The following is a 24,759-nucleotide window of genomic DNA, read 5'->3' as shown; positions in this document are numbered from 1 at the left end:
ACTGCGTTTTATTTATACATTACCTTTTTTACAGCTTTCACAACATCGGTACTGTTAGGCAACCACTGTTCCAATAATACCGGAGAATATGGTGCAGGTGTATCGGCTGTGTTAATTTTTACAACTGGCGCATCCAAATAATCGAAAGCCTCAGATTGTACAATATAAGTAATTTCAGTAGAAACGTTTCCAAACGGCCAAGCCTCTTCCAATACTACCAGTCTGTTGGTCTTCTTAACGGAAGCCAATATAGCAGCCTTATCTAGTGGGCGTATGGTACGCAAATCGATGATTTCACATGAAATCCCTTCTTTTGCCAACTCATCGGCAGCCACGTAAGCTTCCTTAATGATTTTACCAAAAGAAACAATGGTAACATCTGTTCCTTCTCGCTTGATGTCAGCTACTCCCAATGGAATGGTGTACTCTCCTTCTGGCACTTCTCCTTTATCTCCATACATTTGCTCACTTTCCATGAAAATTACTGGATCGTCATCACGGATGGCTGATTTTAAAAGCCCTTTAGCATCGTAAGGATTTGAAGGCACAACTACTTTAAGACCCGGCGTGTTGGCATACCAACTTTCAAAAGCCTGGGAGTGTGTTGCCGCCAACTGACCTGCAGAAGCTGTAGGTCCGCGGAATACGATAGGACACTTGAACTGTCCACCAGACATTTGTCTGATTTTAGCCGCGTTGTTTATAATTTGATCAATTCCAACCAAAGAGAAGTTAAATGTCATAAACTCAACAATTGGTCTATTTCCGGTCATTGTTGAACCTACTGCGATTCCGGCAAAACCAAGCTCAGCAATAGGGGTATCTATCACACGCTTCGGGCCAAATTCATCCAACATTCCTTTTGATGCCTTGTAAGCACCGTTGTATTCTGCGACTTCTTCGCCCATTAAGTAAATGCTCTCATCTCTACGCATTTCCTCACTCATGGCCTCGCAAACAGCTTCTCTGAATTGAATTGTTTTCATTTGTATATTCTGTTTAAATGGTCAGAAAAAATTCACCTATTGTCGTATGGAAAAGTCCCCCTTACAATAAGGCTCCTCTCATTTATATTTCAAGTTTAAATTGGATAGCAAAAATAGGAATAATTCATAAAAAAATAATCCCCTTTTCCCACGATTTGCAAATTTTGGAAGGGCATGGCCAAAACAGGATTTTATTTCCGAACCAAATTGGCTCCAATTTTTAAGTAATTACTACAAAAGCGCATTTATATTTTAACATTTTTTACCGTAAACGGCATATTTCTCTCAAAAAGGCAAAATTATATTATGCATGCATAGCAAATATATAAATGAATTTATTTAACTTCGTAACCTCGAAAAAAAAAGTACTTATTAAATAATAATATCAATATGAAAATATTAGTATGTATTAGCCATGTACCTGATACGACTTCAAAAATTAACTTTACCGAAGGCGACACTAAATTTGACACCAACGGTGTTCAGTTCGTAATCAATCCTAACGATGAATTTGGATTGACCCGCGCCATGTGGTTTAAAGAAAAACAAGGTGCTACTGTAGATGTTGTAAATGTTGGTGGTCCAGAAACTGAACCTACCCTAAGAAAAGCCCTTGCTATTGGTGCAGATTCGGCCATTCGTGTAAATGCGGAAGCTACAGATGGTTTTGTAGTTGCTAAACAATTGGCAAAAGTGGTGCAGGATGGTGGCTATGACCTTGTAATTGCAGGACGTGAATCCATAGATTACAACGGCGGTATGGTACCTGGTATGTTGGCACGATTAACCAATGCTAACTTTATAAATACTTGTATTGGCTTGGAAGTAGAAGGTACTTCGGTTACCGCTACAAGAGAAATTGACGGCGGAAAAGAAACTGTTAGCACCTCCTTCCCTCTAGTTATTGGCGGACAAAAAGGATTGGTAGAAGAAAGTGACCTTCGCATCCCTAACATGAGAGGAATTATGATGGCTCGCAAAAAACCTTTAACTGTTCTTGAGCCTGTTGAGGCATCTGCAGAAACAGCTTCTGTTAAGTTTGAAAAACCAGCGCCAAAAGGTGCAGTTACCTTAATAGATGCGGACAATGTAGAAGAACTAGTTAACCTACTTCACAACGAAGCCAAAGTAATTTAATAACCTACATATAAAATCAAATTGAGGTTCATTCAATTTTAGTTTTATATATCAAATTAAGCTTATGTCAGTTTTAGTATATACAGAATCAGAACAAGGAACATTTAAAAAAGTGGCTCTGGAAGTAGCGTCGTACGCCAAAGCAGTTGCCAACCAAATGGGCACTACCGTTACGGCCGTTTCCATTAATGCCGATGACACTTCTATTTTAGGAAGCTATGGTGTGGACAAGGTTTTAAAGGTGAGTGATTCCAAATTAGATAAATTCAATGCCAATGCCTACGCAAGTATCATTGCCCAAGCCGCTCAAAAAGAAGGTAGCCAAGTAGTGATTGTAAGCTCAAGTGCAGACAGTAAATATTTAGCGCCTCTATTGGCTGTAGACCTTAATGCAGGTTATGCATCCAATGTAGTTGAAGCGCCAATAAGCACTGCCCCTTTCACTGTTAAGCGTACTGCGTTTACCAATAAGGCATTCAACATGACTACCATTAACACCGATGTAAAATTGGTGGCGCTTTCCAAAAACGCCTTTGGCCTTGTTGAAAATAGTGCTGCTGCTGCCGCTGAGGACTTCACTCCTTCTATCCCTGAATTTGGAGTAACTGTAGAATCGGTAGATAAAGTAACAGGTCAGGTTACCATTGCCGATGCAGAGATTGTAGTGTCTGGTGGTCGTGGTCTTAAGGGACCTGAAAACTGGGGAATGGTAGAAGAGCTTGCCGATGTTTTAGGAGCCGCTACAGCCTGTTCAAAACCAGTGAGCGATTTAGGATGGCGTCCGCATAGCGAGCACGTTGGGCAAACAGGAAAACCTGTAGCCTCCAACCTTTATATTGCCATCGGAATTTCAGGAGCAATTCAGCATTTGGCTGGTATCAATGCTTCCAAAGTAAAAGTAGTGATCAACACCGATCCCGAGGCTCCTTTCTTTAAGGCCGCCGATTACGGTATTGTTGGAGACGCCTTTGAAGTTGTTCCTAAACTCATTGAAAAATTGAAGGCATTTAAGGCTCAACAATAATATTTTTTTTAACTTGTATCTTCAAAGGACTGTTTAAATTTAGTTGACTTACAAAATCTGTCATTAGTTGTTGCTAAAGTCCTAATTTAAACAGTTCTTTGTGTTTTTTATTATGAGTTTAGTACGTCTTAACATAAAAGGAATTTCATATAGTCAGACACAAAATGGTGCCTATGCACTAATTTTAAATGAAGTTGACGGCGACCGAAAACTACCTATCGTAATAGGTGCTTTCGAGGCACAATCCATTGCCATTGCCTTAGAAAAAGAAATTCGCCCTCCAAGACCGCTAACCCACGATTTATTCAAAAATTTTGCCGATCGGTTTGACATTGTTGTCAAACAGGTCATCATTCATAAATTGGTGGATGGCGTATTCTATTCGAGCTTGATTTGCGAACGCGATAAAATTGAAGAGATTATCGATGCCCGAACAAGTGACGCCATTGCCCTAGCCTTAAGATTCCAAGCTCCTATTTTTACCTATAAGAACATTTTGGACAAAGCAGGGATTTACTTAAAGGTGAACCCCAAAAGCGAAGATGAAGGCGATAGCATCCTTGTGGATGATTTGGTTGCAGAGGAGGTTGAAGCCGGCATTCAGGAAAGTTTCAAGGACAAAACTTTGCAAGAATTAAATGCACTCTTGGAAGAAGCTGTTAAAAATGAGGATTATGAAAAAGCCGCGAAAATAAGAGACGAGATTTCCAAACGTTAGTTTCGCTGTTTAAATGAGTGTTTGCATGACGGTTATGGGTGCTTCAAATTAGTATTTTGTTGCTCACATATGATCTAATAAACTCAAACAGATGAAATATTTTTTCTTGGCTTTTACAGCTATTTTTTTTGCAATAAATACACTCTTTTCCCAAAGCATTGAAAAAAAATGGCAATTTCAAACTATAGAAAACAAAGCAGGCCAATCACTTTATTCCATTTCTGATTCAGATTTTTTTCAATTGGAAAACGGGTCGTTTTCCTATCAAACATCTGCCGAAAGCCAAGGACTTCATTCTGGAAATTACGTGCACCAAAACAACGTTTTGGTACTGTACTACAATCAACCCAAAGACACCATACGCCATTTCAGCATCAAAGAACTTACTGATTCCACTTTGGTGTTCTCCGAAAAAGACATTACTTATCGCCTAAAGCAACTTCCTACGGCCACCCAAAGCCCAGTACTCAATGAATCCAAGGGTCTAATCAAAAGCAAAGGCTTTTCATTTGGCAGTCTTTGGAGAGGCATTCTAGGTATGTTTTCACTTTTGGTCATTGCTTTCCTTTTTAGCAGTAATAGAAAAGCTATAAATTGGAAAACCGTTGGCATTGGTTTGGCAGCCCAATTGCTCTTGGCCTTTGGCGTCTTAAAAGTCCCCTTCATACAGAGTATGTTTGAATGGGTAGGTAGTATTTTTGTCTCAATTTTGGACTTCACCATGGCCGGAACAGAATTTCTATTCAAATCTTTTATATCCGATAAAATTGAAGATTCCCTGATAACGTTTGCCGTTTCCATTTTACCTACCATTATTTTCTTTTCGGCATTGACCTCCGTGTTATTTTACTTAGGAATCATTCAAAAAGTGGTAAAAGGATTGGCTTGGTTACTCTCCAAATTACTAAAGATTTCCGGGGCCGAAAGTTTAAGTGTGGCAGGAAATATTTTCTTGGGCCAAACAGAATCCCCTTTGATGATCAAAGCCTATTTGGAAAAAATGAACCGTTCTGAAATCTTATTAGTCATGGTAGGCGGAATGGCCACCGTGGCAGGTGGTGTTTTGGCAGCATACATACGATTTTTGGGAGGAGGCGATCCTGCCATGGAGTTGTTTTATGCCAAACACTTATTGGCAGCCTCAGTGATGGCCGCGCCCGGAGCCATTGTAATTTCCAAAATTTTATTTCCCCAAACTGAAACTTTTGACTCGGAAATTAAAGTCACCCATGACGATATTGGTTCCAATATTTTGGATGCCATTGCCAACGGTACTTCCGAAGGATTAAAATTGGCCGTGAACGTAGGCGCTATGTTGTTAGTATTTCTGGCATTCATAGCCATGCTTAATGGTATTTTACAATGGTTTGGAGACATCACCACCTTGAATACCCTTGTGTCCAACCATACCATTTATAACAGTCTCTCTCTTGAATTTATCCTTGGTTATATTTTGGCTCCCGTCATGTGGCTCATTGGGGTTGCTCAAGAAGATGTCGCGTTAATGGGACAACTTTTAGGCGTTAAATTGGTAGCCAGTGAATTTGTGGGCTACATTCAATTGGCTGAACTCAAAGATATTGGAAATGTCCTTCACCTTAAATACGAAAAGTCCGTAATCATGGCCACCTACATGCTTTGTGGCTTTGCCAATTTCGCCTCCATTGGAATTCAAATTGGAGGAATTGGTTCCTTGGCGCCTGGTCAACGAAAAACCTTATCAGAATTTGGAATTAAAGCTTTAATTGGAGGTACTATTGCGTCCTTAATTTCAGCAACTATTGCAGGAATGATTATTGGTTAACCAACTGTACCAAACACAATCTATTGTGTTCTTGTTTAGTTGATAACTTTTAATATCATTTCATAGCCTCACCAATTTCTTGTTTGCCTTTTTTCTAATTTAGCCCCATATTTAGACATGTAAGTTTACGGCATGTTTTTCAACTAAAAACAAAGAAATCCCAGAGATACAGAACTAGGAATATGAAACAATACCACGACCTTGTCAAGCATGTTTTGGAGCATGGTAATGAAAAATCTGACCGCACAGGTACAGGAACCAAAAGTGTATTTGGATACCAAATGCGATTTGATTTAAGCGAAGGCTTCCCGATGGTGACCACCAAAAAATTGCACCTAAAATCCATTATTTACGAATTGCTTTGGTTTTTAAAAGGGGATACCAACATCGAGTACCTTACTGAAAACGGCGTTAGAATTTGGAATGAATGGGCCGATGAAAATGGTGACTTAGGTCCCGTTTACGGACATCAGTGGCGTAATTGGAACAGCGATGAGATCGACCAAATCAAGGAAGTCATCCAAACTCTGAAAACTAATCCAGACAGCAGACGTATGTTGGTTTCCGCATGGAATCCTTCGGTGCTTCCTGATACTTCGAAAAGCTTCAGTGAGAATGTTGCCAATGGAAAAGCGGCATTGCCGCCCTGCCATGCCTTCTTTCAATTTTATGTGGCCAATGGCAAACTTTCCTGCCAACTCTACCAACGCAGCGCCGATATCTTTTTGGGGGTACCGTTCAACATTGCATCCTACGCCCTCTTGACCATGATGATGGCTCAGGTTTGTGGTTATGAAGCCGGAGAATTCATCCATACTTTTGGAGATGCCCATATTTATAGCAACCACTACGAGCAATTGGAACTGCAATTATCCAGAGAGCCAAGACCTTTGCCTACCATGGTTTTAAACCCAGAAATCAAGGATATTTTTGAGTTTACTTTTGAAGACTTCACATTGGTCGGCTACGATCCACATCCTCACATTAAGGGAGTGGTTGCCGTATAATGCCCAAAATATATTCAAAAAAAAAAGCGCTTTAAGGATTCTTAAAGCGCTTTTTATATGGAATTAAAAAGGTTATAGGTTCAAAATACAATTGTCTGCTGAAGCATAATCACTCCATTTGTAGCCATCGGCTTGGTCGTCATTCACATAGGTTCCGTCTACCACATATCTAAATTCATACGAATGATCTTTCTCTAAATTCAAGGTTCCTTTAAAGGTGCCATTTTTCAATTTTTTAAGCTCTACAGCTCCAGTATCCCAGTCATTAAAGGTGCCTACCAAAGCTACTTTGCTCGCTTCCTCTGCAGGTAAGGAAAAAGTGACTTTACAAATTGGTTTACTCTTTAGGTATTGTTTTGAAATTGCCATGGTAAAATGAATTAATTATACTCAAATCTATGAAAGAAAACTTCAGCAACAAACTGAAATAAAGACATATACCGAATATTTATCATTTTCTTAAAAATGGCTTTATTTTAATTTAAAGAACAAAATAAAAACTTCTGTTTTTTGGCGTTTTAAAATCCAAACCCCATAAACAATACCATATCCATTTCATTTTCAACGCATCACACTCCCATTTCCTTTCCATAAATTAATGTTATCCATTTACACTAAAAAGAGTAAATTTACATTAACTAATATTCAACCTATGTTCGGAAAAAAGAAACCAACACCGCAAATAGACAAAGAACAATTGGAAATGCTTGAATACGCCCAAAAGCGCATCAAACAAAAAAAACGTCTATACTCCCATTTTGTGGTTTTCTTAATTGGTGCCGTGTTTCTAATCCTTGCCAACCTTGCCATGGGCATCGGCAAAGATGTCAAACCTTTTGGAGTCAATTGGTTTGTCTACCCTATCGTTATTTGGTTGTTCTTTTTGCTCTACCATACCTTTAATGTGTTCGTAACCCACAGATTTATGGGCAAAGATTGGGAACAAAACCAATTAAATAAGTTAGTCGCCAAACAGAAAGCAAAAATTGAAGAGCTTAAAAAAACACTTCCAGAGCCAACAGTTACAGCTGTAAAACCAGCAAAAAACAGTGAATTGACCATTATTGTAGCGGCTGCAGAAAACAATGTTATCGGGAAGGACAATGACTTGATCTGGCATTTAAGTGACGACTTAAAACGATTTAAAAACCTAACCAACGGACACCATATTATCATGGGAAGAAAAACCTTTGAAAGTTTCCCAAAACCGCTGCCAAACAGAACCCATATTGTCATCACCACCCAACAGGATTACAAAGTCCCCAGCGGAGTAGTTTTGGTGCACTCCTTGGAAGATGCCATCGATGCCGCCCAAAGTGATCCTCAGCCCTATATTATTGGTGGTGGCGAAATTTACAAACAAGCTATGGCCATTGCCGATAAAATTGAATTGACCAGAGTTCATGAAAGTTTTGAAGGCGACACCTATTTCCCTGAAATAGATCCAATGCAATGGAAGGAAGTGGCTAATAAATTCCACCAAAAAGACGACAAGCACGATTACTCATTTTCATTTTTAACTTACGAACGCGCGTAATTCTCTAGCTTAATAAATCGCAATAAAAGCTACTTTTTCAGTAATTTTGCCACATGGTAAAAGACATACAGCTGCGTGTAACTCTGGAAGAGGAAAGGCAAAGCGATATTCTGCTTCTTAAAGCAGCTCAATTTTTAGATATTCCTGCAGAAGACATTTCAGGAATTAAAGTGTTGCGTAAATCTATTGATGCCCGTAAACGCCTCATCATTCTTAATTACAAAATAGCTGTATACATAAAGGAACCCGTTCCTGACACTTCAGAATACCAATTTGATTACAAAGATGTTTCCAATGCCAAACCCATACATATTATTGGGTTTGGACCCGCAGGAATGTATGCCGCTTTGCGCTGTATTGAATTAGGATTTAAACCAGTAGTTCTCGAAAGAGGTAAAAATGTAAAAGACAGACGCCGCGACCTCAGAGCCATCAACCAAGAGCATTTTGTAAATGAAGACTCCAACTATTGTTTTGGAGAAGGCGGTGCTGGGACTTATAGTGATGGGAAACTCTACACCCGCAGTTTGAAACGCGGTGATGTTCGCAGAATTTTTGAAAATTTGGTGTATCACGGTGCCACAGACCAAATTCTAGTGGATGCCCACCCCCATATTGGGACCAATAAATTGCCAAAGGTGGTTACCAACATTCGTGAAACCATATTGAAATACGGAGGAGAAGTTCATTTTGAAACCCGTGTTTCCGATTTTACAATTAAGGGCGGTACCATCACGGCCATCCACACACAAAAAGGAGAAGAGATTCCTGTGAATCGCGTAATTCTTGCTACGGGACATTCTGCAAGAGACATCTTCTATTTATTGAACGACAAAAACATTTCTTTAAAAGCAAAATCTTTTGCAATGGGCGTTCGTGTGGAACATCCACAACATATTATCGACTCCATACAATATCACTGTTCTGGACAACGCGATGAACTTTTACCCGCTGCAGCCTATAGTCTGGTACAGCAGGTAAACAATCGCGGTGTTTATTCTTTTTGTATGTGTCCCGGCGGATTTATTGTGCCTGCGGCAACCGCTAATGGAGAAGTGGTGGTAAACGGAATGTCGCCATCAAAACGCAACAATGAATTTGCAAATTCAGGGATTGTTGTTGAAATAAATGCTGACACCGATTTGCACAAATATGAAAAGCACGGTGTATTTAAAGCCTTGGAATATCAAAAGGATTTGGAGCGTTTGGCCTTTACTGCTGGAGGCAGAACCCAAACTGCTCCCGCGCAACGACTCACCGATTTTGTGGAAGGCAATTTATCAACCGATCTCAACCCGACATCTTACCAACCGGGATTAAAATCGGCACCATTGCATTCATTACTACCAAAACTTATTGGCGGTTCGTTAAGAAAAGGGTTTAAAGCCTTCGGAGAAAAAATGAAAGGTTATTATACCTCCGAAGCTAATGTTATAGGCGTGGAATCTAGAACTTCTTCACCTGTGAATATTCCTAGAAACGAACAACTTGCACACCCTCAAATATCCAATCTTTACCCATGTGGTGAAGGTGGCGGTTATGCCGGTGGAATTATTTCCGCAGCCATGGATGGCGAACGTTGTGCAGAAGCTGCTACAGAGAATTTATAACAAGATTACAAAACGTGAATCCAAGTTAAAATATTAAGTTTCAAAACCTTTTATAGTGCTGATAAAGACTACTATCTTTTAAAGATATTATTCCTATTTTTGCATGACTAAAATTAATAACATGAATGCATATATATTCCCAGGTCAAGGTGCCCAATTTACAGGAATGGGTCTAGACCTTTACGAAAACTCAACTTTAGCCCAAGAACTTTTTGAAAAAGCCAATCAAATTCTAGGTTTTTCAATTACCGATATCATGTTTGAAGGAAGCGCTGAAGCCTTAAAAGAAACAAAAGTAACACAACCTGCCATATTTCTACATTCCGTAATACTAGCCAAAACTTTGGGAGATAAATTTCAACCAGACATGGTTGCTGGACACTCTCTAGGTGAATTTTCAGCATTGGTTGCCAACGGTACCCTAACGTTTGAAGACGGTTTGCGTTTGGTATCCCAACGTGCTATGGCTATGCAAAAAGCTTGCGAATTACAACCTAGCACCATGGCTGCTGTATTGGGCCTTGAAGATCAAGTTGTGGAAGATGTATGTGCTTCTATTGATGGTGTGGTAGTTGCTGCCAACTATAACTGCCCAGGACAATTGGTAATTTCCGGTGAAGTGGAAGCTATCAACAAGGCCTGTGAAGTATTGAAAGAAAAAGGAGCCCGTAGAGCATTGGTTTTACCTGTAGGAGGCGCATTCCACTCGCCTTTAATGGAGCCTGCAAGAGAAGAATTGGCTGCCGCTATTGAAAATACAACCTTCAGCCAACCCAAATGTCCAATCTACCAAAATGTAACGGCCAGCGCTGTAACCGATCCTGCAGAAATTAAGGCCAACTTAATTTCGCAGTTGACTGCTCCAGTAAGATGGACACAATCTGTTCAGCAAATGGTTGCCGATGGTGCTACACATTTCACTGAAGTTGGCCCTGGAAAAGTATTGCAAGGTTTGGTAAAGAAAATTAATAAAGAGTCTGAAACTGTTTCGGCAACCTTAGAAACCAACAACTAAACGCTCATGAAAATTTCAAGAAGTTTAGGAATTGTTCTGCTCATTGCGGCCAATATTGCCGTGGACCAAATTTCAAAAGTTATCATCAGGCAAAGTGTCGATCCAAGAGAACAAATCTCTTTGATTGGAGATGTGTTTGTAATGATGAATGTTGAAAACACAGGCGCATTTTTGGGCATGGGAAGTGATTTAAACCCAACTTTTAAGCTCATCTTCTTATTGCTATTACCTGTGTTGGTATTGGGATATTTAATCTATTACATCTTTAAAACAAAAACATTGGACCGCTTTAGTCTTGTGGCCTTATGCTGTATTGCCGGTGGAGGAATTGCCAATGTTTACGACCGCATTGTTTATGGATCAGTAACCGACTTTTTGCATCTTGATTTTGGAGGGATGTTAAAAACCGGAATATTTAACATTGCAGATGTCTCGGTAACCACAGGAATGATCATGCTGCTTGTGGCCAATTTTTTCCATAAGAAGACAACAAAAACCGCATAAAAAATAAAGCCTCAATATTGAGGCTTTTTTATTTTATCGTGCTAAAACACAATCTTCGCAGTCTTTGATTTTGCCATAATAGGTCTCCCTATATTTATGCAAGGTTTTAAAAGGAATACTTAAAAATTGCTTTTTAATGTATGTCACTTTTGTACTTAATAATCCCATCTTTGGGGTGAATCGTTCTTCGGAAATAGTTTCCCTTTTTATACTTATCAATTTCATTATAGTTCATTTATCATTGGGTACAAAGTAAGGCAACCTATTACCCAATTCCAAATCACAGCCAACAAACCATTAAAAATCAACCCATTAATATTACATCCTCAAACATTGTAGGATATCACTGAATATTTCTTAATGATAGGCAGTATTTGATAAACTATCTCGAATTCGTACAATTTGAAGTAAAAACCTACTTCTTTAACTTACATCTTAATCACTTTTTGATACAAAATGTGGCCATTTATCTTGAGTGAAACCATATACATTCCCCTTCCATAACCGCTAAAATCCAACACCTTTTCATACCCTTGAAAGATCAGTTTTCCCGTATAATCATATACGAAAATCTCCTCCATTCTATCTTTTGTTTCAACATAAAGTACAGTCCTTACGGGATTGGGATATAGCTTGACCTCACTTTGAGTTACTTCTTCAACATTGAGAATACTGCAATTTTCCAGATTAGGATTTAATTCAATAGGTAATCCAGGCGTGAGGTCCTTTCCTTCAAAGGCAACATAGTCGGGGGGATATTTGGTAGCTCTAAACGTCAAATTACTTTCGGGTACCTCTCCTTGACTTAAAATACTCCCTGATGCTTTTTGGGGGTTGATGTACTCCCAAACCTTATTCTCTTCAGAATCGATTTCAAAAAAATACCCAGAATCCGAATCGCAAATTAAAGTATTACCGTTTGGCAACCGTTGCGCACTAGACATGATCCTTGAAAACAAATTGGTCATGGGTGTATCGGTATATTGCCACTCCGCCTCCTCGGGCCCATAGGCTTGCCCCGCTTCATAAATATAATTATTGAATTCATCTACGGGAGGCTCAATAATATCGACGCTGGAAAACAATTCTGGCCTACCATTTCCATTATTATACATTAAAATCTTCCCTTCATCTACCAAACCTTCAGGGATCCAGTGAGGCGTATGTTGCCCAAAAAGCTGCTGATCTTCTTCATCTCCATGACCATAAGCTATTGGATTTCCCCACCGATACAAAAAGTCGCCACCTTTACCATAAAGTCCTCCGGTATGTCCAGCTGCTTCAAGTGTAGTTGTAGAGTGATCTATGATATAAATTTCATTTAACTGTCGAGAGCTTAAAATGATTTGATCCAAAGTTTCATTATACTGAATTGAATTGACATGCATCCAATTGGATGCCCGCACCGACACCCCTAAATAATTAACATCCAACAGTTCTGGATGCTCAGACACTACTCCAAAATTATCCTTAGCACTATCATAATCCTGAATTAAATGATCCCAAACATTCCATTCCCAAACAATTTCTCCAGAATCAAAGCCAACAGGAGCTACTTCTATAATTTGTTCATTATACAAGGAATCCTCATCCAAAAGCAAAGGGTCCCTCCCTGCTTGAAAGGCTTCCGTATCCGTTTTCTCGGTAACTGCCAAAATAAGAACATTTCCATTTGGAAGCGGATAAACATCATGGTGCTGTGAATAGTCTTCAGTTGAATATGTATACTCCCAAAGTACAGTACCATCCCAATCTATTTTTTGAATGACACCACCAATACCAGGCAATGAAAAATTGGAATTCTCCACAAAACCACACCTTAATATACTGCCATCTTCCAACAAATACACCGATTTCCCGTCGATATACTCACTTTCCCATTGGTTAATCACCTCGCCACAATTATTGATTAAATACGTTGTGGTATGATTGGTAAACAAGGTATATCCATTATAGGCTTCAGCAGTATTTGTAATTACTCCAACAGTATTTTGCGTATAAGACTGCCAAGAAAATAAGAACAGCATCAACGCAATTTTGATAGAAAAAATTCTTAAAATATAGTAACTATTTGTCCACATATGCTTTTACTAAAAACCTTCACTTTAATTAAAATGAAGGTTTCTTTAGTTATTATTCATCATACAATCTTATCATTCCGTGAATAGTGCAGGCCAATCGGCGCCGCCTTCTCTTGTAATCACTACGTCTCCAGAATCTCCATAATCATTCGTCCAAGACATGGACAACTCGGGGCCATTCACCCCAGTAATTACCCAGATATAGGTAAGTCCATATTGGTCTGTTCCTCCAGAAATAATCTCTCCACACACCTCGCTAAAGGTAGCTCCACCACTGGTTGCAGGTGTATCATTCCAGCAAGAAGATTCATATTGACCAAAACCAAGATCCGATGTCAAATAAGTACCTCCTCCTTGAGCAGTCCAAACAACAGTTCCTGTAACCTCTCCACTGGGGCAACCATAGCCATAGGCCGCTTGTAAATTACTGGATACGAACGAATGTGTACCGGCCAAATCAGACTCGCAAGACACCACATAATCCAATTTTGCCGTAAACATTGGAAAGGCATCGAAATCGGGTGCATAGTAATTGGCTTCCCCGTTCTCGTTTAGGATATCAAAACTACTTCCATCGGAAAAAGTAAAGCCCGTAAACAGTTTCAACATATCCCCTACTTGCACATCGTCAACACTATTGAGTTCCGGAAATGCATTGATAATATCCGATCCGCTAAGCGAATATTCCTTTGGAAACGTAGTAACATTTTCATCCAAAGTTGCGGGTCCATATAGCTCTCCATTTGTTGTGAGATAGAATGCCTTCAAATCGAAAGACTCCGGATTTCCCAATCCCACATCAACCGTAAACTGAAGTGTTAAATCATCAAAGCTCGTCAAGTCAATAAAATCGGCACTACCTTCGACAATATTGAAATCTGGCAAAGCCCCATATGATGTTTCAATCACCGAATCTCCACCGTCATTATCACACGCAGTTACCCCCAACAGGATGGAAATCAAGAAAATTATTATGTTATATTTTGTTTTCATAGTGTAAAATTTTGATTAGTTATCCCAGAAAATTGCATAGGTTGTCGCGTCCTTTTGGCTAGGCGCATTTTGATTGACATTCAACTCTGCTTGTGGCCAAAACAGTGAAATTTGATAGGATCTTGTCAACGTGGTTTCACTATCAACCAAAGGCCAATCATCTTCATTGTCCAATTGATATTCTGGTGAAGGTCCGTTAGGATCTGCTAAAACAGGATAGCCCGTTCTTCGGTAGTCGTTATATTGATCGAAAGGATCTCCAAAGGTCGACACCCACTTTTGGGTCATGATAATCTCCATTTGTTTTTCTGCGGAAGCTCCATCATACTCCTGCAAAATTCCTTCTACAAACTCCGTAACAGCAGCTGACCCTAAAAGAACAGGCACATCCTGAGTAGTTTCAGAATTAGCCACTACATTGTCCACCTTACTGAACGCCGCTATAATGGCTTCTTCCAATTTACTTCTGGCATTTCCTGGAATCAATCCAACTTGCATTAATTCTGCTTGAATGAACAGCGATTCATGATAGGTTAAAATTCTATGGGGAGCAGCCCCCGTTCCTGCACTAGCATTCGCACTCCCGCCTTGTCCGTCATCATATTTCCCTCCGCAAACATAGATCCCAGGATAGGTTGATGAATTTCTTGAGGTGAAATCCCTATTGGCACTTACACTACCAAACCTAATGGAATGGAAACCTGTATTTCTATCCCAATAATCTGCAAATGGATTGCCCGTTGTTGGGTCTCCTACATCTGGTGGTAGTTGATCTGGCACTAATTGATTGAAGAAATAATAGGGTAATCTAGGATCTGGAACTCCTGTATGGATATTAGGATTCCATCCTTTTAAAATTTCATAAAACCAAGGACTAGCATACTGTGACGTTTGCCCCGTCAGGTATGAATCTCTATATAATGGGTTTCGCTCATCGGCAGGCGATTGGGTGGACGTATAAGGATATTGAAAATCATCCGTTAGGCTCTGCATAAAATTATCTTCGGCAACCAAAGCACTCAAATCGCCAGCATTAAACATGGAAGACAAACGAATTTCGTTATACAATTTCAACTTCAAGGTGTTTACAAAACGGTTCCATTGAGCCACATTTCCACCATAAAACAAATCCTGACTTCCAGGATTCTGCCCAACACCACTGTTGATATTGGCCAAACCTTCATCAATCATCTCCAGAGCGGATTGGTAAATAAACTCCTGATCATCGAACACGGGACTTACCACGCCACTTTCCAAAAGTGCCGCTTCTGTAAAGGGCGCATCTCCCCAAACATCCACAATTATCACAGCTGTATAGGCCTTGATGATTTTAGCCATCCCAACCATAACCATTTCATTGTCTGCGGTTCCCTGTTCTATAATAATATTGGACTCCGTAAATACCGAATAGGCCACATCCCAAGAATTCTGCACATCCGCATTGTCCTGTTTTGTTCCGTATTGATCCTGCTCTTCCCTGTATACTATTTGATGTACGTAGCAAGACAACTCTTCTGCAATAAACAATTCGAATTCAGTAATCTGATTAAAACTCCCCTCAACATTCGTGAGTAACTGATCCAAGGGCGCTGTGGTTGGGTTATTAGGATCTGTATTGATATCCAAGTAGTCACTACAATTATACATACAGATGAAAAGAAGCCCAAGAGCTGAAATTTTAAGGTATTTTAATTTTATTTTGAATAGATTTCTCATGACCGTAATAATTAAAAAGTGACATTTATCTTAAACCCAAAGCGTTTTGAACTTGGAGCAGACTGTGTTTCTATCCCCTGAAGGTTTGTAGAACCATAGGAGGTTACATCGGGGTCGAAATGTGTATATTTGGGTACATTTGGAGCAAAATACCACAGGTTACTTCCAATCACAGAAAAGTTCAAGGCCCCAATAAAACTGTTTTCCAACCATTTCTTGGGAAGTTCATAGGAAAGAGACACTTCCCTCAATCTATAAACCGTACCATCATAAATGGAAGCCTCATCTACCGAATTGATACCAAACGTATTACTATTGGTGGTTGGTGAAAAGTACAGGTTGTTCATACTTACCTGAGTTACATTAGGAATCTTGTTCCCGTTACTGTCTAAAATGGGCAGCCCCGTATCCGGATCACCATAATACCCTGGAATAATGTAAGTATGCTCTCTATCTTCAGTATCCTTGGTCACCCCTCTACCCAGCAAGGACGCCAAAGTGGTAGAAGAAATATCCCCTCCTTCTTTCCAATCTATCTGAGCCCGAAGGGTTAAATTTTTAAATCGGAAGGTGTTTGTAAATCCAATTTTGAAATCTGGAGTAGGGTCTCCAATCACTTTATTTTCCAACGCCTGAAGGATTCCTCCGCCACCTTCTTCAATCAAATAATTCCCTTCTTCATCTCTTGCAAAGGCAGTTCCATAGAACACACCATATGGTTGTCCTTCTTCAACGAAACCAATTTGGTCAACATCAATAGGAAACCTATCAAGTCCTTCAATTAATTCCTTGACCTCATTTCTATTTCTGGTAAATGAGGTAAACGTTGTCCAAGAGAAATTGTCACTTCTCACAGGAGTCAAGGTAAGCCCTATTTCCACTCCGCGATTTTCCATTTTACCAATATTGGTCAATAACGCCGTATACCCAGAAGAGGTTGGCACATTTACCTGCGAAATCAAATCGGTCGTTGTTTTTTGGTACCAAGTGAAATCCAAAATGATGCGCTTATTGAAAAACTCCAAATCGGTTCCTATTTCAAACTCTTCGGTATTTTCAGGTTCCAGATCTGGATTTCCCAAAATAGTTGGCACAAAAACGGTGGGCTGACCCGCATAAACTGCTCCCAAACTAAACACCTTGTTAATTTGGTAAGGACTCGCATCTCTACCAACATTGGCCCATCCACCTCTTATTTTACCATAGCCCAAAACATCCCCTCCAATACCAAGGGCATCTGTAAAGATTAAAGATGCAGACACTGAAGGATATAAAAACCGATTGTTATCCTTTGGCAAGGTTGACGACCAATCGTTTCTTGCCGTAATATTTAAAAAAGCATAATCTTTAAAATTCAATCCAATATCTGTAAACACCCCAACAATACGCTTACGGGTGGATATATTAAAATCGGAAACCACATTTGAGGTATTATTAATGGTAAAGATATCATCGGCAATCAACCCTGTTCCTGTATAGCCAATATCCAAGGTTGAAAATTGGTTCACGTTATTCCCCAACAGCACATTAAGATTCAAATCTTTTGCCAAATCATGATTGTATGTAAACACCAATGTGGACTCTATTTCTTCACTCGAAAAATCTTCTGTTCTTACCTGTCCCAATCCCGCAGCTGCTCTAGAGCCTTTATCCGTGATTTCAACACGGTTCAAGACATATTTATTGATTCCCAACTGATAACGTGCACTGAGGTGACTGTTAAAATTATATTGCAGACTCACATTTGACACCGTTCTATTTACACTGGTAATAATTTGATTATGCTCCCAAGACCATAAAGGGTGATCATAGCCATCATTAGGCGTCACCGAAGCCCCTGTAATTGGGTCCTCATAGGGAAGTGTAAAATCCCATGTTCTACCAAGTACCAAAGCTCTCGCGAAAGAAGAAGCCGCTCCTGCATATTGATTTTCTCCAAAAAATCCACCGACCTGCTCACTGTCAGCATAGCTCAAATTGGCACCTATCTTTAAGCCATTCTCCAAGCTTACATTACCCCCTGTGGAAATATTGGTTCTCCTATACGTGTTGTAAGGAATGTACCCCTCTTGATCCAAATTAGAGAGCGTTAAACTGAAATTGTAGTTCTCATTGGCTGAATTCACATTAATGGAATTATCCGCCACTACACCTGTACGGAACAAGTCCTTCACATTATTGGGCTGCGCCACATAAGGCACGGTTGGCCCAAACATATCCGGAAAGGCATTCAACAAATTGGGCCAAGTTGGGATAGTTTCCCGAGAATCAAATCTTGCACCCCAAGACCCATTGGCATTGTTATAATTGAAATTGGTACCATTTCCATAGGTATTTTGATATTCCGGTAATCTTGCAATGGATTCAAGATATAATCCTGAGTTTAAAGAGACTTCAAACTTCTTATTGGAAAGCCCTCCCGATTTCCCAGATTTTGTAGTAATCACAATTACCCCATTTACAGCTCTCGATCCATACAACGCTGCTGCTACCGCGCCTTTCAGCACTTCTACACTGGCAATATCATTGGGGTCTAAGGACGAAATCCCAGATTCGTAACTACCACCCGTCCCTGTAGTTTGACTTGAGGTGGTTACTTCGTTGTTACTATAGGGCGTCCCATCAACAACAAACAAGGGCTGATTCCCTCCTTGAAACGACGTAATCCCGCGAATGTTGATTTTGTTGGCCGCCCCGGCTACCCCTGTAGATACATTTACATTAACCCCGGGCACCTTACCATTTAAGGACCTTACCAAATCCGGCTCGGAGTTTTCTGTTATTTCTTCGGATTCGATGGATTTTACCGAATACCCCAAAGCTTTGGAATTCCGTTTGATCCCCAAAGCCGTCACGACCACTTCATCCAATTGACTGGCATCTTCCTGCATGGTAAGATTGATGTCACTTGTAGTAGCGGTTACAGGTAGCTCAACCGTCTTTAGTCCCACAAAGGTGAATACTAACACATCTCCATCCTGTGCCTCAATGGTGAAATTACCATCAAAATCGGATTGGGTTCCTGTGGTAGTCCCCTTAACTATAATGTTAACCCCTGGCAAGGGTATACCGAACTCATCAATAATATTACCCGAGATGAGCTTCTGCTGGGCAAAGCTAATAGAGGAGACCAAAAACATTACAAGGAGCAAGCCTGAATTGTAAATCTTTCTCATAAGTTCATTTTTTAATTTCGAAGACTACTTTTACTAGTAGCACTTATTCTTTTAAATAAGAATGGCAGACAACAACGCAAGAAAAAAATGCATCGCAATGAGAAGGCTAATTCAAATTTCTTAACTACTGATTTCGAAAACAAGTTTAGTGGATTCCAATAAAAGTAGCTTGTCTGCCAAACTTTTATCTACATAAAGTAAGAGAAGATTTGTTGTATTTTTGGCAATCCCGATAAAGCTTTACCTTTTTTAAACAACCATAAAAACCAATAGATTAGCAGCTTAATAGAACAGAAGACATCATGAATTTTCCTTTCTAAATTGAGATGGAGTTAGCCCTGTACGCTTTTTAAAGGCATTGTTGAAGGTAACCTTATTGTTGAAGCCAACCTCATAGAAAATCTCACTGATATTCATTTTGAATTCTGGATTCGAAATCATCAACAGTTCTTTGGCTTCTTGAATTCTGTAATCGTTAACCAATTCAAAGAAGTTCTCATTAAAATGCTCATTAATGATTTGAGAAGTATTATGACGGGAAGTATCCAATTTTTCGGATAGCTTTTCAAGATTTAGAGAACTGTCTCTGTAGATTTTCTCATCAAGCAGCAACCTTACAAGTGCTTCTTTAAGCTCATTTGAAAAAGAGGAGGTCAAACCTGATTTTTGATATTTATCCTTAAGGGAAACATCCATTCTTTTGAACATGGAGCTAGCAAATACCTTGGGCTGAATATAAACCATGGATGCTATGTAAATTACCATTAAGGACATAGAAATAACCTGTGAATGGTATATAACATTGAGCCCTTGCGCAATTACCCCACTGATACTGATTCCATAAATAAAATAAGACAATACATACACCACATGAATTCGGTATAGGTTGTTCTTCCATTGGGTGGCCAATTCCTGGTTGGCAATACTTTCCTTTTGTTTGGAGCTAAAATATAATCTTCTAATTAATGCTCCATAAATAACCAAGGAAAGTAATTTTGGAACAAAAATCATCCATAGAAAATCAACTTTATCATATAAAGGACTTGTTCCCAGCATAATTCTCAACTTTTCCATGCCAGATAAGCTATAGATAGGAACCAAAACAACTAACAATCCTACAGCTGGTAGCAGATGTAATAAATCAATAATTCTAAAGTTGTAGTTTTGGATGATTCGTTTAAAATAGAAGTACAACAAGGGACCATACAACAAGGCTACGGAAGAGGCCATTAGATAAGTGTGCACATACTTATATTGATAATTGGTATTATACAAAACAAACTCCAAAATAAACAGAGAATGCACACACAAAAATGCACTGATAAGCATTTTAGCTAGTCGATCATTCTTTTTGGAAAAATTTAAAAGTATCGCAATAAAAAATCCAATCAGAGCAATGTAAAGATAAATAAACGACAGTACTGTCATTTTGGGGGTAAAGTCTTCTTCCAATTCTGAAAATAGATTGGTGTCTCGAATGGAATCGTATTCCTTAAATTCCATTGCCTCAAAATCGGCTGAATTTCTAATATATTTTTCAAGAAAATTTACAGCAGGTAATGGCTGATTTAAATTGGCATAAACCAATGACTTTTCTTTAAAACCAAATACCGAATCATAGGATGTATTTACAGATGCTACCCCGATATTTGAGCCATTTAAAGTAGAAGCTCTCATACTAACAGCCCATAAGAGACAAACCCAAAAAGTTAGGAACCAACAATATACAGATAAGGTACAAGGTAATATTTTACGATAAGAATGCATTTTTTGATTGAATAGCCTAACTAAAGTTATTCATTAATGCTTCCTAGCCGTCCTAAAAAAATCCTAAAATTTTGTTAATCAAGTATATCCCGATAAAGTTTTACCTTTTTAAGGGGCTGTTGACTTATATATTTCACCTGATTTCATTACAAAGACTACATTTTCCATAGTAGCAATGTTCTCTGTTGGATCATCGTTTGTAGCAATTAAGTCTGCCAAATAGCCTTCTTTAATTTGACCTAGTTCGTCTTGCATGTTTAATAACATGGCGTTGGTTACTGTGGCACATTTTAAAGTTTCTATGGCAGGCATTCCTGCTTCCACCATATAAGCAAACTCCTTAGCATTCTCGCCATGGATAAACACTCCGGCGTCCGTACCGAAGGCTATTCCAACACCTTTTTTGTAGGCTTTTCCAAAAGTAGTTTGAATTTTCGGTCCGATATTCAAAGCCTTTCCAACAATAACCTCGGGATAGTATCCTAGAATTTTAGCTTTGTCTGAAACTGTTTTTCCTGCCGTGATAGTAGGCACCAAATATACATCATGTTTTTTCATGAGCTCCATAGTTTCATCACTCATTAAGGTACCGTGTTCTATGGTTTTAACACCTCCTAAAATAGCACGTTGCATCCCTTCATCACCATGGGCATGAGCTGCCACATGAAAACCATAATCCTTGGCTGTCTCGCAAATAGCCTTTATTTCTTCTAAAGTAAATTGTGGATTTTGACCACTTTTGGCAACGCTCAATACACCACCTGTCGCAGTTATCTTTATTAGATCAGCGCCATTTTTATAGCGCTGCCTTACGGCTTTTTTGGCGTCCTCAACTCCATTGACAACGCCTTCTTTAGGACCGGGATTCCCAACAAGCTCTCTGTTGCTTCCATTGGTAGGGTCAGCATGACCTCCTGTGGTTGCCAAAGCCTTTTCCGCAGTAAAAATCCGCGGACCAATAACTTTTCCTGAGTTGATGGCATTTCGTAAAGACACATTCACTCCCGAGCCACCCAAATCCCTAACCGTTGTAAAACCCGACATTAAAGTAACCTTGGCATATTGTGTAGAGTTGAAGGCTACATCTGCTTCGTTAAGGGTATAACGCTCCAAATAGGCTTTTGGATTGGTTTCATGCTCAATATGCACATGCATATCTATAAGACCCGGCATGACCGTTTTGTCCTTCAAATCAATTACTGAATCCTTTTCCGATTCTGGGATTATAAAGCCATTTTTTACTGAGACAATTTTATTTCCTGAAACAACCACCGTTTTGTTGGTCAAAACTTTTTCGGCTTTCGTATCTACCAGCTTCCCACAATGTAAATAGAGGTCTTGTCCGGTTACCGAAAGTGAAAGTAACAGGATGCACAAGGAAATAAAATGTCTCATTATATTGGTTTTTAAATGTTCCTGATGTGCTTTTCCCACTTCCAAGCAGACTCCATGGCATCGTCAAGGTTCAATTCTGCTTTCCAACCCAATACTTCATTGGATTTAGAGGTATCTGCAAAGGCTTGGATCACATCCCCCGCTCTTCTCTCTGCAATTTTATAATTCAATTTAAGACCAGTTACCTTTTCAAAAGATTGGATCACTTCCAAAACAGAACTTCCCTTACCAGTCCCAATATTGAACACTTCATAATTTTCAGGGTTCTTCTTCTCCAAAAGGCGCTGTAAAGCTACCACGTGTGCCTTTGCTAAATCTACCACATGGATATAGTCTCTAATGCAAGTACCGTCTGGCGTTGGATAATCATCTCCAAATACCGACAATTGCTCTCTAAGGCCTGCTGCCGTTTGTGTGATAAAAGGTACTAAATTTTGAGGTACGCCTAATGGTAACTCTCCAATTTTTGCACTGGCATGCGCCCCAATTGGATTGAAATAGCGTAGAGAAATAGCATTTAGGTTTGACCTTACCTTACAGGTATCTACAATAATTTCCTCCCCTATTTGCTTGGTATTTCCATAAGGTGACTCAGCTGGTTTTACAGGGGCACTTTCCAAAATTGGAAGCTCATCAGCTTGTCCATATACCGTACAAGAAGAACTAAAGATGAAATTGGAAGCATCTAATTGAAGTACTGATTTCAGAACATAAATTAGAGTATTCAAGTTGTTTTCGTAATACATCAATGGTTCATTGACACTTTCTCCAACAGCCTTACTGGCAGCAAAATGAATCACACCAACAATGTCCTTATGCGCTTTGAAGAATTCTTCTACTCTTGACTTTTCCTTTAAGTCCAATTCCTCAAACAAAGGTCTTACTCCTGAAATAGCCTCGATTCCATCCAAAACCTCTATAGAGGAGTTAGAAAGATTATCGATAATGACTACTTCAAAACCTTTATTTTGCAATTCTACGACGGTGTGCGAGCCAATAAACCCGAGTCCTCCTGTTACCAGTACTTTCATTAAATTATTTGTTTATAAAATTAATAACTGTTGTTGTAATAAAGTCAATTTGTTCCGCATCCAATTCGGTGTGCATTGGCAAAGAAATTACCTCTTTCACCAATTGGTTGGTTACTGGAAAATCCTCCTCATTATATCTTTCGTCCTTGTATGCCTTTTGTGAATGTAAAGGAATTGGGTAATATACGCCACAAGGAATCCCGTTATCATTTAAGTGTTTTGCCAAAGCATCTCTATCTGTATTCAAAACCCTCAAAGTATATTGATGGAACACATGGCAATCGCAACCATCACAGATACCCTCACAACAAGCGCTTACCGTTTTTGGTATAATGATATTAGTTTGCCCTTCAAAAGCTTTGTTATACGCTATTGCCGCTGTTTGTCTTGCTTTATTGTAAGCATCTAGCTTTGGTAATTTTGCATTTAAAACGGCCGCTTGAATAGAATCCAACCTAGAATTAACACCAACCACATCATGATGGTAACGCTCATACATTCCATGATTTACAATTCCTCTAATAGTATGGGCCAAATCATCATCGTTTGTAAAGATGGCACCACCGTCACCATAACACCCTAAGTTCTTGGATGGGAAAAACGAAGTGGCCCCAACATTACCAATGGTTCCCGCCTTAACTTTTGTTCCATGGCTATAGGTATAATTAGCCCCAATAGCTTGGGCATTATCTTCTATCACAAACAAATTATGCTCTTTCGCAATTTCCATGATAGCTTCCATATTAGCACATTGTCCAAATAGATGCACCGGTACAATCGCTTTGGTCTTGGGAGTAATCGCCTTTTTGATGGCCTCAATATCAATATTGAAATTTTCAAGATCTACATCCACCAAAACAGGTGTTAATTGTAAAAGTGCGATCACCTCAACAGTTGCTGCAAAGGTAAAATCGGCAGTTATGACCTCATCTCCCGGTTTTAATCCCAGTCCCATCATGGCAATCTGCAGGGCATCGGTTCCATTGGCACAAGGAATCACGTGTTTTACGTTAAGATATTCTTCTAAATTGGCTTGAAACTCATGAACCTTAGGTCCGTTTATATAGGCTGTATTATCTAAAACTTCCTGAATGGAAGTATCCACGACATCTTTTATTTTGGCATATTGACTTTTAAGGTCTACCATCTGTATTTTTTTCATCTGAAATGTAATAATCGTTAAATGTAGAAAGGCCCATTGACACATGCGCCACAAAGAAGCGAATTTACGAAATTCAACAACGACAGCCAATGAATT

20 protein-coding genes are annotated in these 24,759 nt (G+C 39.3%); 9 read left to right on the top strand and 11 right to left on the bottom strand.

Translation table 11 applies throughout. The annotated features are described in order from the left end of the window. Nucleotides 1-8: 8 nt before the first annotated feature. On the bottom strand, nt 9-992 hold the full coding sequence (locus ZA05_RS12295) for a pyruvate dehydrogenase complex E1 component subunit beta (RefSeq protein ID WP_304437600.1): 984 nt from the start codon (nt 990-992) through the stop codon (nt 9-11). 384 nt (nt 993-1,376) lie between these two features. Here ZA05_RS12295 and ZA05_RS12285 point away from each other — a divergent pair, with 384 nt between their 5' ends. From ZA05_RS12285 to ZA05_RS12265, 5 genes are all read left to right on the top strand, one after another. Continuing rightward, nucleotides 1,377-2,123, top strand: coding sequence for an electron transfer flavoprotein subunit beta/FixA family protein (locus ZA05_RS12285; RefSeq protein ID WP_053991987.1), 747 nt, complete (start codon nt 1,377-1,379; stop codon nt 2,121-2,123). Between the two features lie 64 nt (nt 2,124-2,187). Beyond that, nucleotides 2,188-3,147 (top strand): electron transfer flavoprotein subunit alpha/FixB family protein, encoded by a 960-nt coding sequence (locus ZA05_RS12280; RefSeq protein WP_053991986.1) that lies wholly within the window; start codon nt 2,188-2,190, stop codon nt 3,145-3,147. Nucleotides 3,148-3,259: 112 nt separating this feature from the next. Then, nucleotides 3,260-3,865: a bifunctional nuclease family protein gene (locus ZA05_RS12275; protein WP_053991985.1), complete on the top strand. Its 606-nt coding sequence runs from the start codon at nt 3,260-3,262 to the stop codon at nt 3,863-3,865. 91 nt (nt 3,866-3,956) lie between these two features. Further along, entirely contained in the window at nt 3,957-5,669 is a 1,713-nt protein-coding gene (locus ZA05_RS12270; RefSeq protein ID WP_053991984.1) for a nucleoside transporter C-terminal domain-containing protein, read from the top strand. A gap of 182 nt (nt 5,670-5,851) precedes the next feature. Continuing rightward, nucleotides 5,852-6,676, top strand: coding sequence for a thymidylate synthase (locus ZA05_RS12265; protein WP_053991983.1), 825 nt, complete (start codon nt 5,852-5,854; stop codon nt 6,674-6,676). A gap of 72 nt (nt 6,677-6,748) precedes the next feature. Here the strand turns inward: ZA05_RS12265 and ZA05_RS12260 are convergent, their stop codons facing one another. Then, nucleotides 6,749-7,045 (bottom strand): isoamylase early set domain-containing protein, encoded by a 297-nt coding sequence (locus ZA05_RS12260; protein ID WP_053991982.1) that lies wholly within the window; start codon nt 7,043-7,045, stop codon nt 6,749-6,751. 283 nt (nt 7,046-7,328) lie between these two features. Here ZA05_RS12260 and ZA05_RS12255 point away from each other — a divergent pair, with 283 nt between their 5' ends. The 4 genes from ZA05_RS12255 to lspA all read left to right on the top strand — a co-directional run bounded on the left by ZA05_RS12255 (nt 7,329) and on the right by lspA (nt 11,342). Further along, nucleotides 7,329-8,213, top strand: a complete 885-nt coding sequence (locus ZA05_RS12255; RefSeq protein ID WP_053992108.1) for a dihydrofolate reductase — start codon at nt 7,329-7,331, stop codon at nt 8,211-8,213. A 53-nt stretch (nt 8,214-8,266) separates the two neighbouring features. Next, complete coding sequence (locus ZA05_RS12250; RefSeq protein WP_053991981.1) at nt 8,267-9,823, top strand: NAD(P)/FAD-dependent oxidoreductase; 1,557 nt, start codon at nt 8,267-8,269, stop codon at nt 9,821-9,823. A 121-nt stretch (nt 9,824-9,944) separates the two neighbouring features. Next, nucleotides 9,945-10,838 carry an ACP S-malonyltransferase gene (gene fabD / locus ZA05_RS12245; protein ID WP_053991980.1) on the top strand — a complete coding sequence of 298 codons (894 nt, stop codon included), beginning with the start codon at nt 9,945-9,947 and terminating at the stop codon, nt 10,836-10,838. Nucleotides 10,839-10,844: 6 nt separating this feature from the next. Next, the gene (gene lspA / locus ZA05_RS12240) at nt 10,845-11,342 is read left to right on the top strand and encodes a signal peptidase II (protein ID WP_053991979.1); all 498 of its coding nucleotides are present in this window, start codon (nt 10,845-10,847) and stop codon (nt 11,340-11,342) included. A 33-nt stretch (nt 11,343-11,375) separates the two neighbouring features. On the opposite strand, the gene ZA05_RS18490 is transcribed toward lspA, so the two are convergent. The 9 genes from ZA05_RS18490 to ZA05_RS12195 form a co-directional block, all read right to left on the bottom strand. Then, nucleotides 11,376-11,567 carry a hypothetical protein gene (locus ZA05_RS18490; RefSeq protein ID WP_053991978.1) on the bottom strand — a complete coding sequence of 64 codons (192 nt, stop codon included), beginning with the start codon at nt 11,565-11,567 and terminating at the stop codon, nt 11,376-11,378. Between the two features lie 203 nt (nt 11,568-11,770). Further along, nucleotides 11,771-13,369: an aryl-sulfate sulfotransferase gene (locus ZA05_RS12230; protein WP_231632492.1), complete on the bottom strand. Its 1,599-nt coding sequence runs from the start codon at nt 13,367-13,369 to the stop codon at nt 11,771-11,773. Between the two features lie 126 nt (nt 13,370-13,495). After that, nucleotides 13,496-14,416, bottom strand: coding sequence for a hypothetical protein (locus ZA05_RS12225; RefSeq protein ID WP_053991976.1), 921 nt, complete (start codon nt 14,414-14,416; stop codon nt 13,496-13,498). Between the two features lie 15 nt (nt 14,417-14,431). Continuing rightward, nucleotides 14,432-16,132, bottom strand: coding sequence for a SusD/RagB family nutrient-binding outer membrane lipoprotein (locus ZA05_RS12220; protein ID WP_053991975.1), 1,701 nt, complete (start codon nt 16,130-16,132; stop codon nt 14,432-14,434). Between the two features lie 11 nt (nt 16,133-16,143). Next, nucleotides 16,144-19,308: a SusC/RagA family TonB-linked outer membrane protein gene (locus tag ZA05_RS12215; protein WP_053991974.1), complete on the bottom strand. Its 3,165-nt coding sequence runs from the start codon at nt 19,306-19,308 to the stop codon at nt 16,144-16,146. A gap of 300 nt (nt 19,309-19,608) precedes the next feature. After that, nucleotides 19,609-20,985, bottom strand: a complete 1,377-nt coding sequence (locus ZA05_RS12210) for an AraC family transcriptional regulator (RefSeq protein ID WP_053991973.1) — start codon at nt 20,983-20,985, stop codon at nt 19,609-19,611. A gap of 198 nt (nt 20,986-21,183) precedes the next feature. Further along, nucleotides 21,184-22,470, bottom strand: a complete 1,287-nt coding sequence (locus ZA05_RS12205) for an amidohydrolase family protein (RefSeq protein ID WP_053992107.1) — start codon at nt 22,468-22,470, stop codon at nt 21,184-21,186. A gap of 11 nt (nt 22,471-22,481) precedes the next feature. Then, nucleotides 22,482-23,501: a UDP-glucose 4-epimerase GalE gene (gene galE / locus ZA05_RS12200; protein ID WP_053991972.1), complete on the bottom strand. Its 1,020-nt coding sequence runs from the start codon at nt 23,499-23,501 to the stop codon at nt 22,482-22,484. A 4-nt stretch (nt 23,502-23,505) separates the two neighbouring features. Continuing rightward, complete coding sequence (locus tag ZA05_RS12195) at nt 23,506-24,663, bottom strand: DegT/DnrJ/EryC1/StrS aminotransferase family protein (protein WP_053991971.1); 1,158 nt, start codon at nt 24,661-24,663, stop codon at nt 23,506-23,508. Between the last annotated feature and the right edge of the window lie 96 nt (nt 24,664-24,759).

Origin of the sequence: Mangrovimonas sp. TPBH4, assembly GCF_001280505.1 — a bacterium.
Taxonomy (GTDB): domain Bacteria; phylum Bacteroidota; class Bacteroidia; order Flavobacteriales; family Flavobacteriaceae; genus Mangrovimonas_A.
This window is presented reverse-complemented; position numbering and strand designations above follow the sequence as displayed.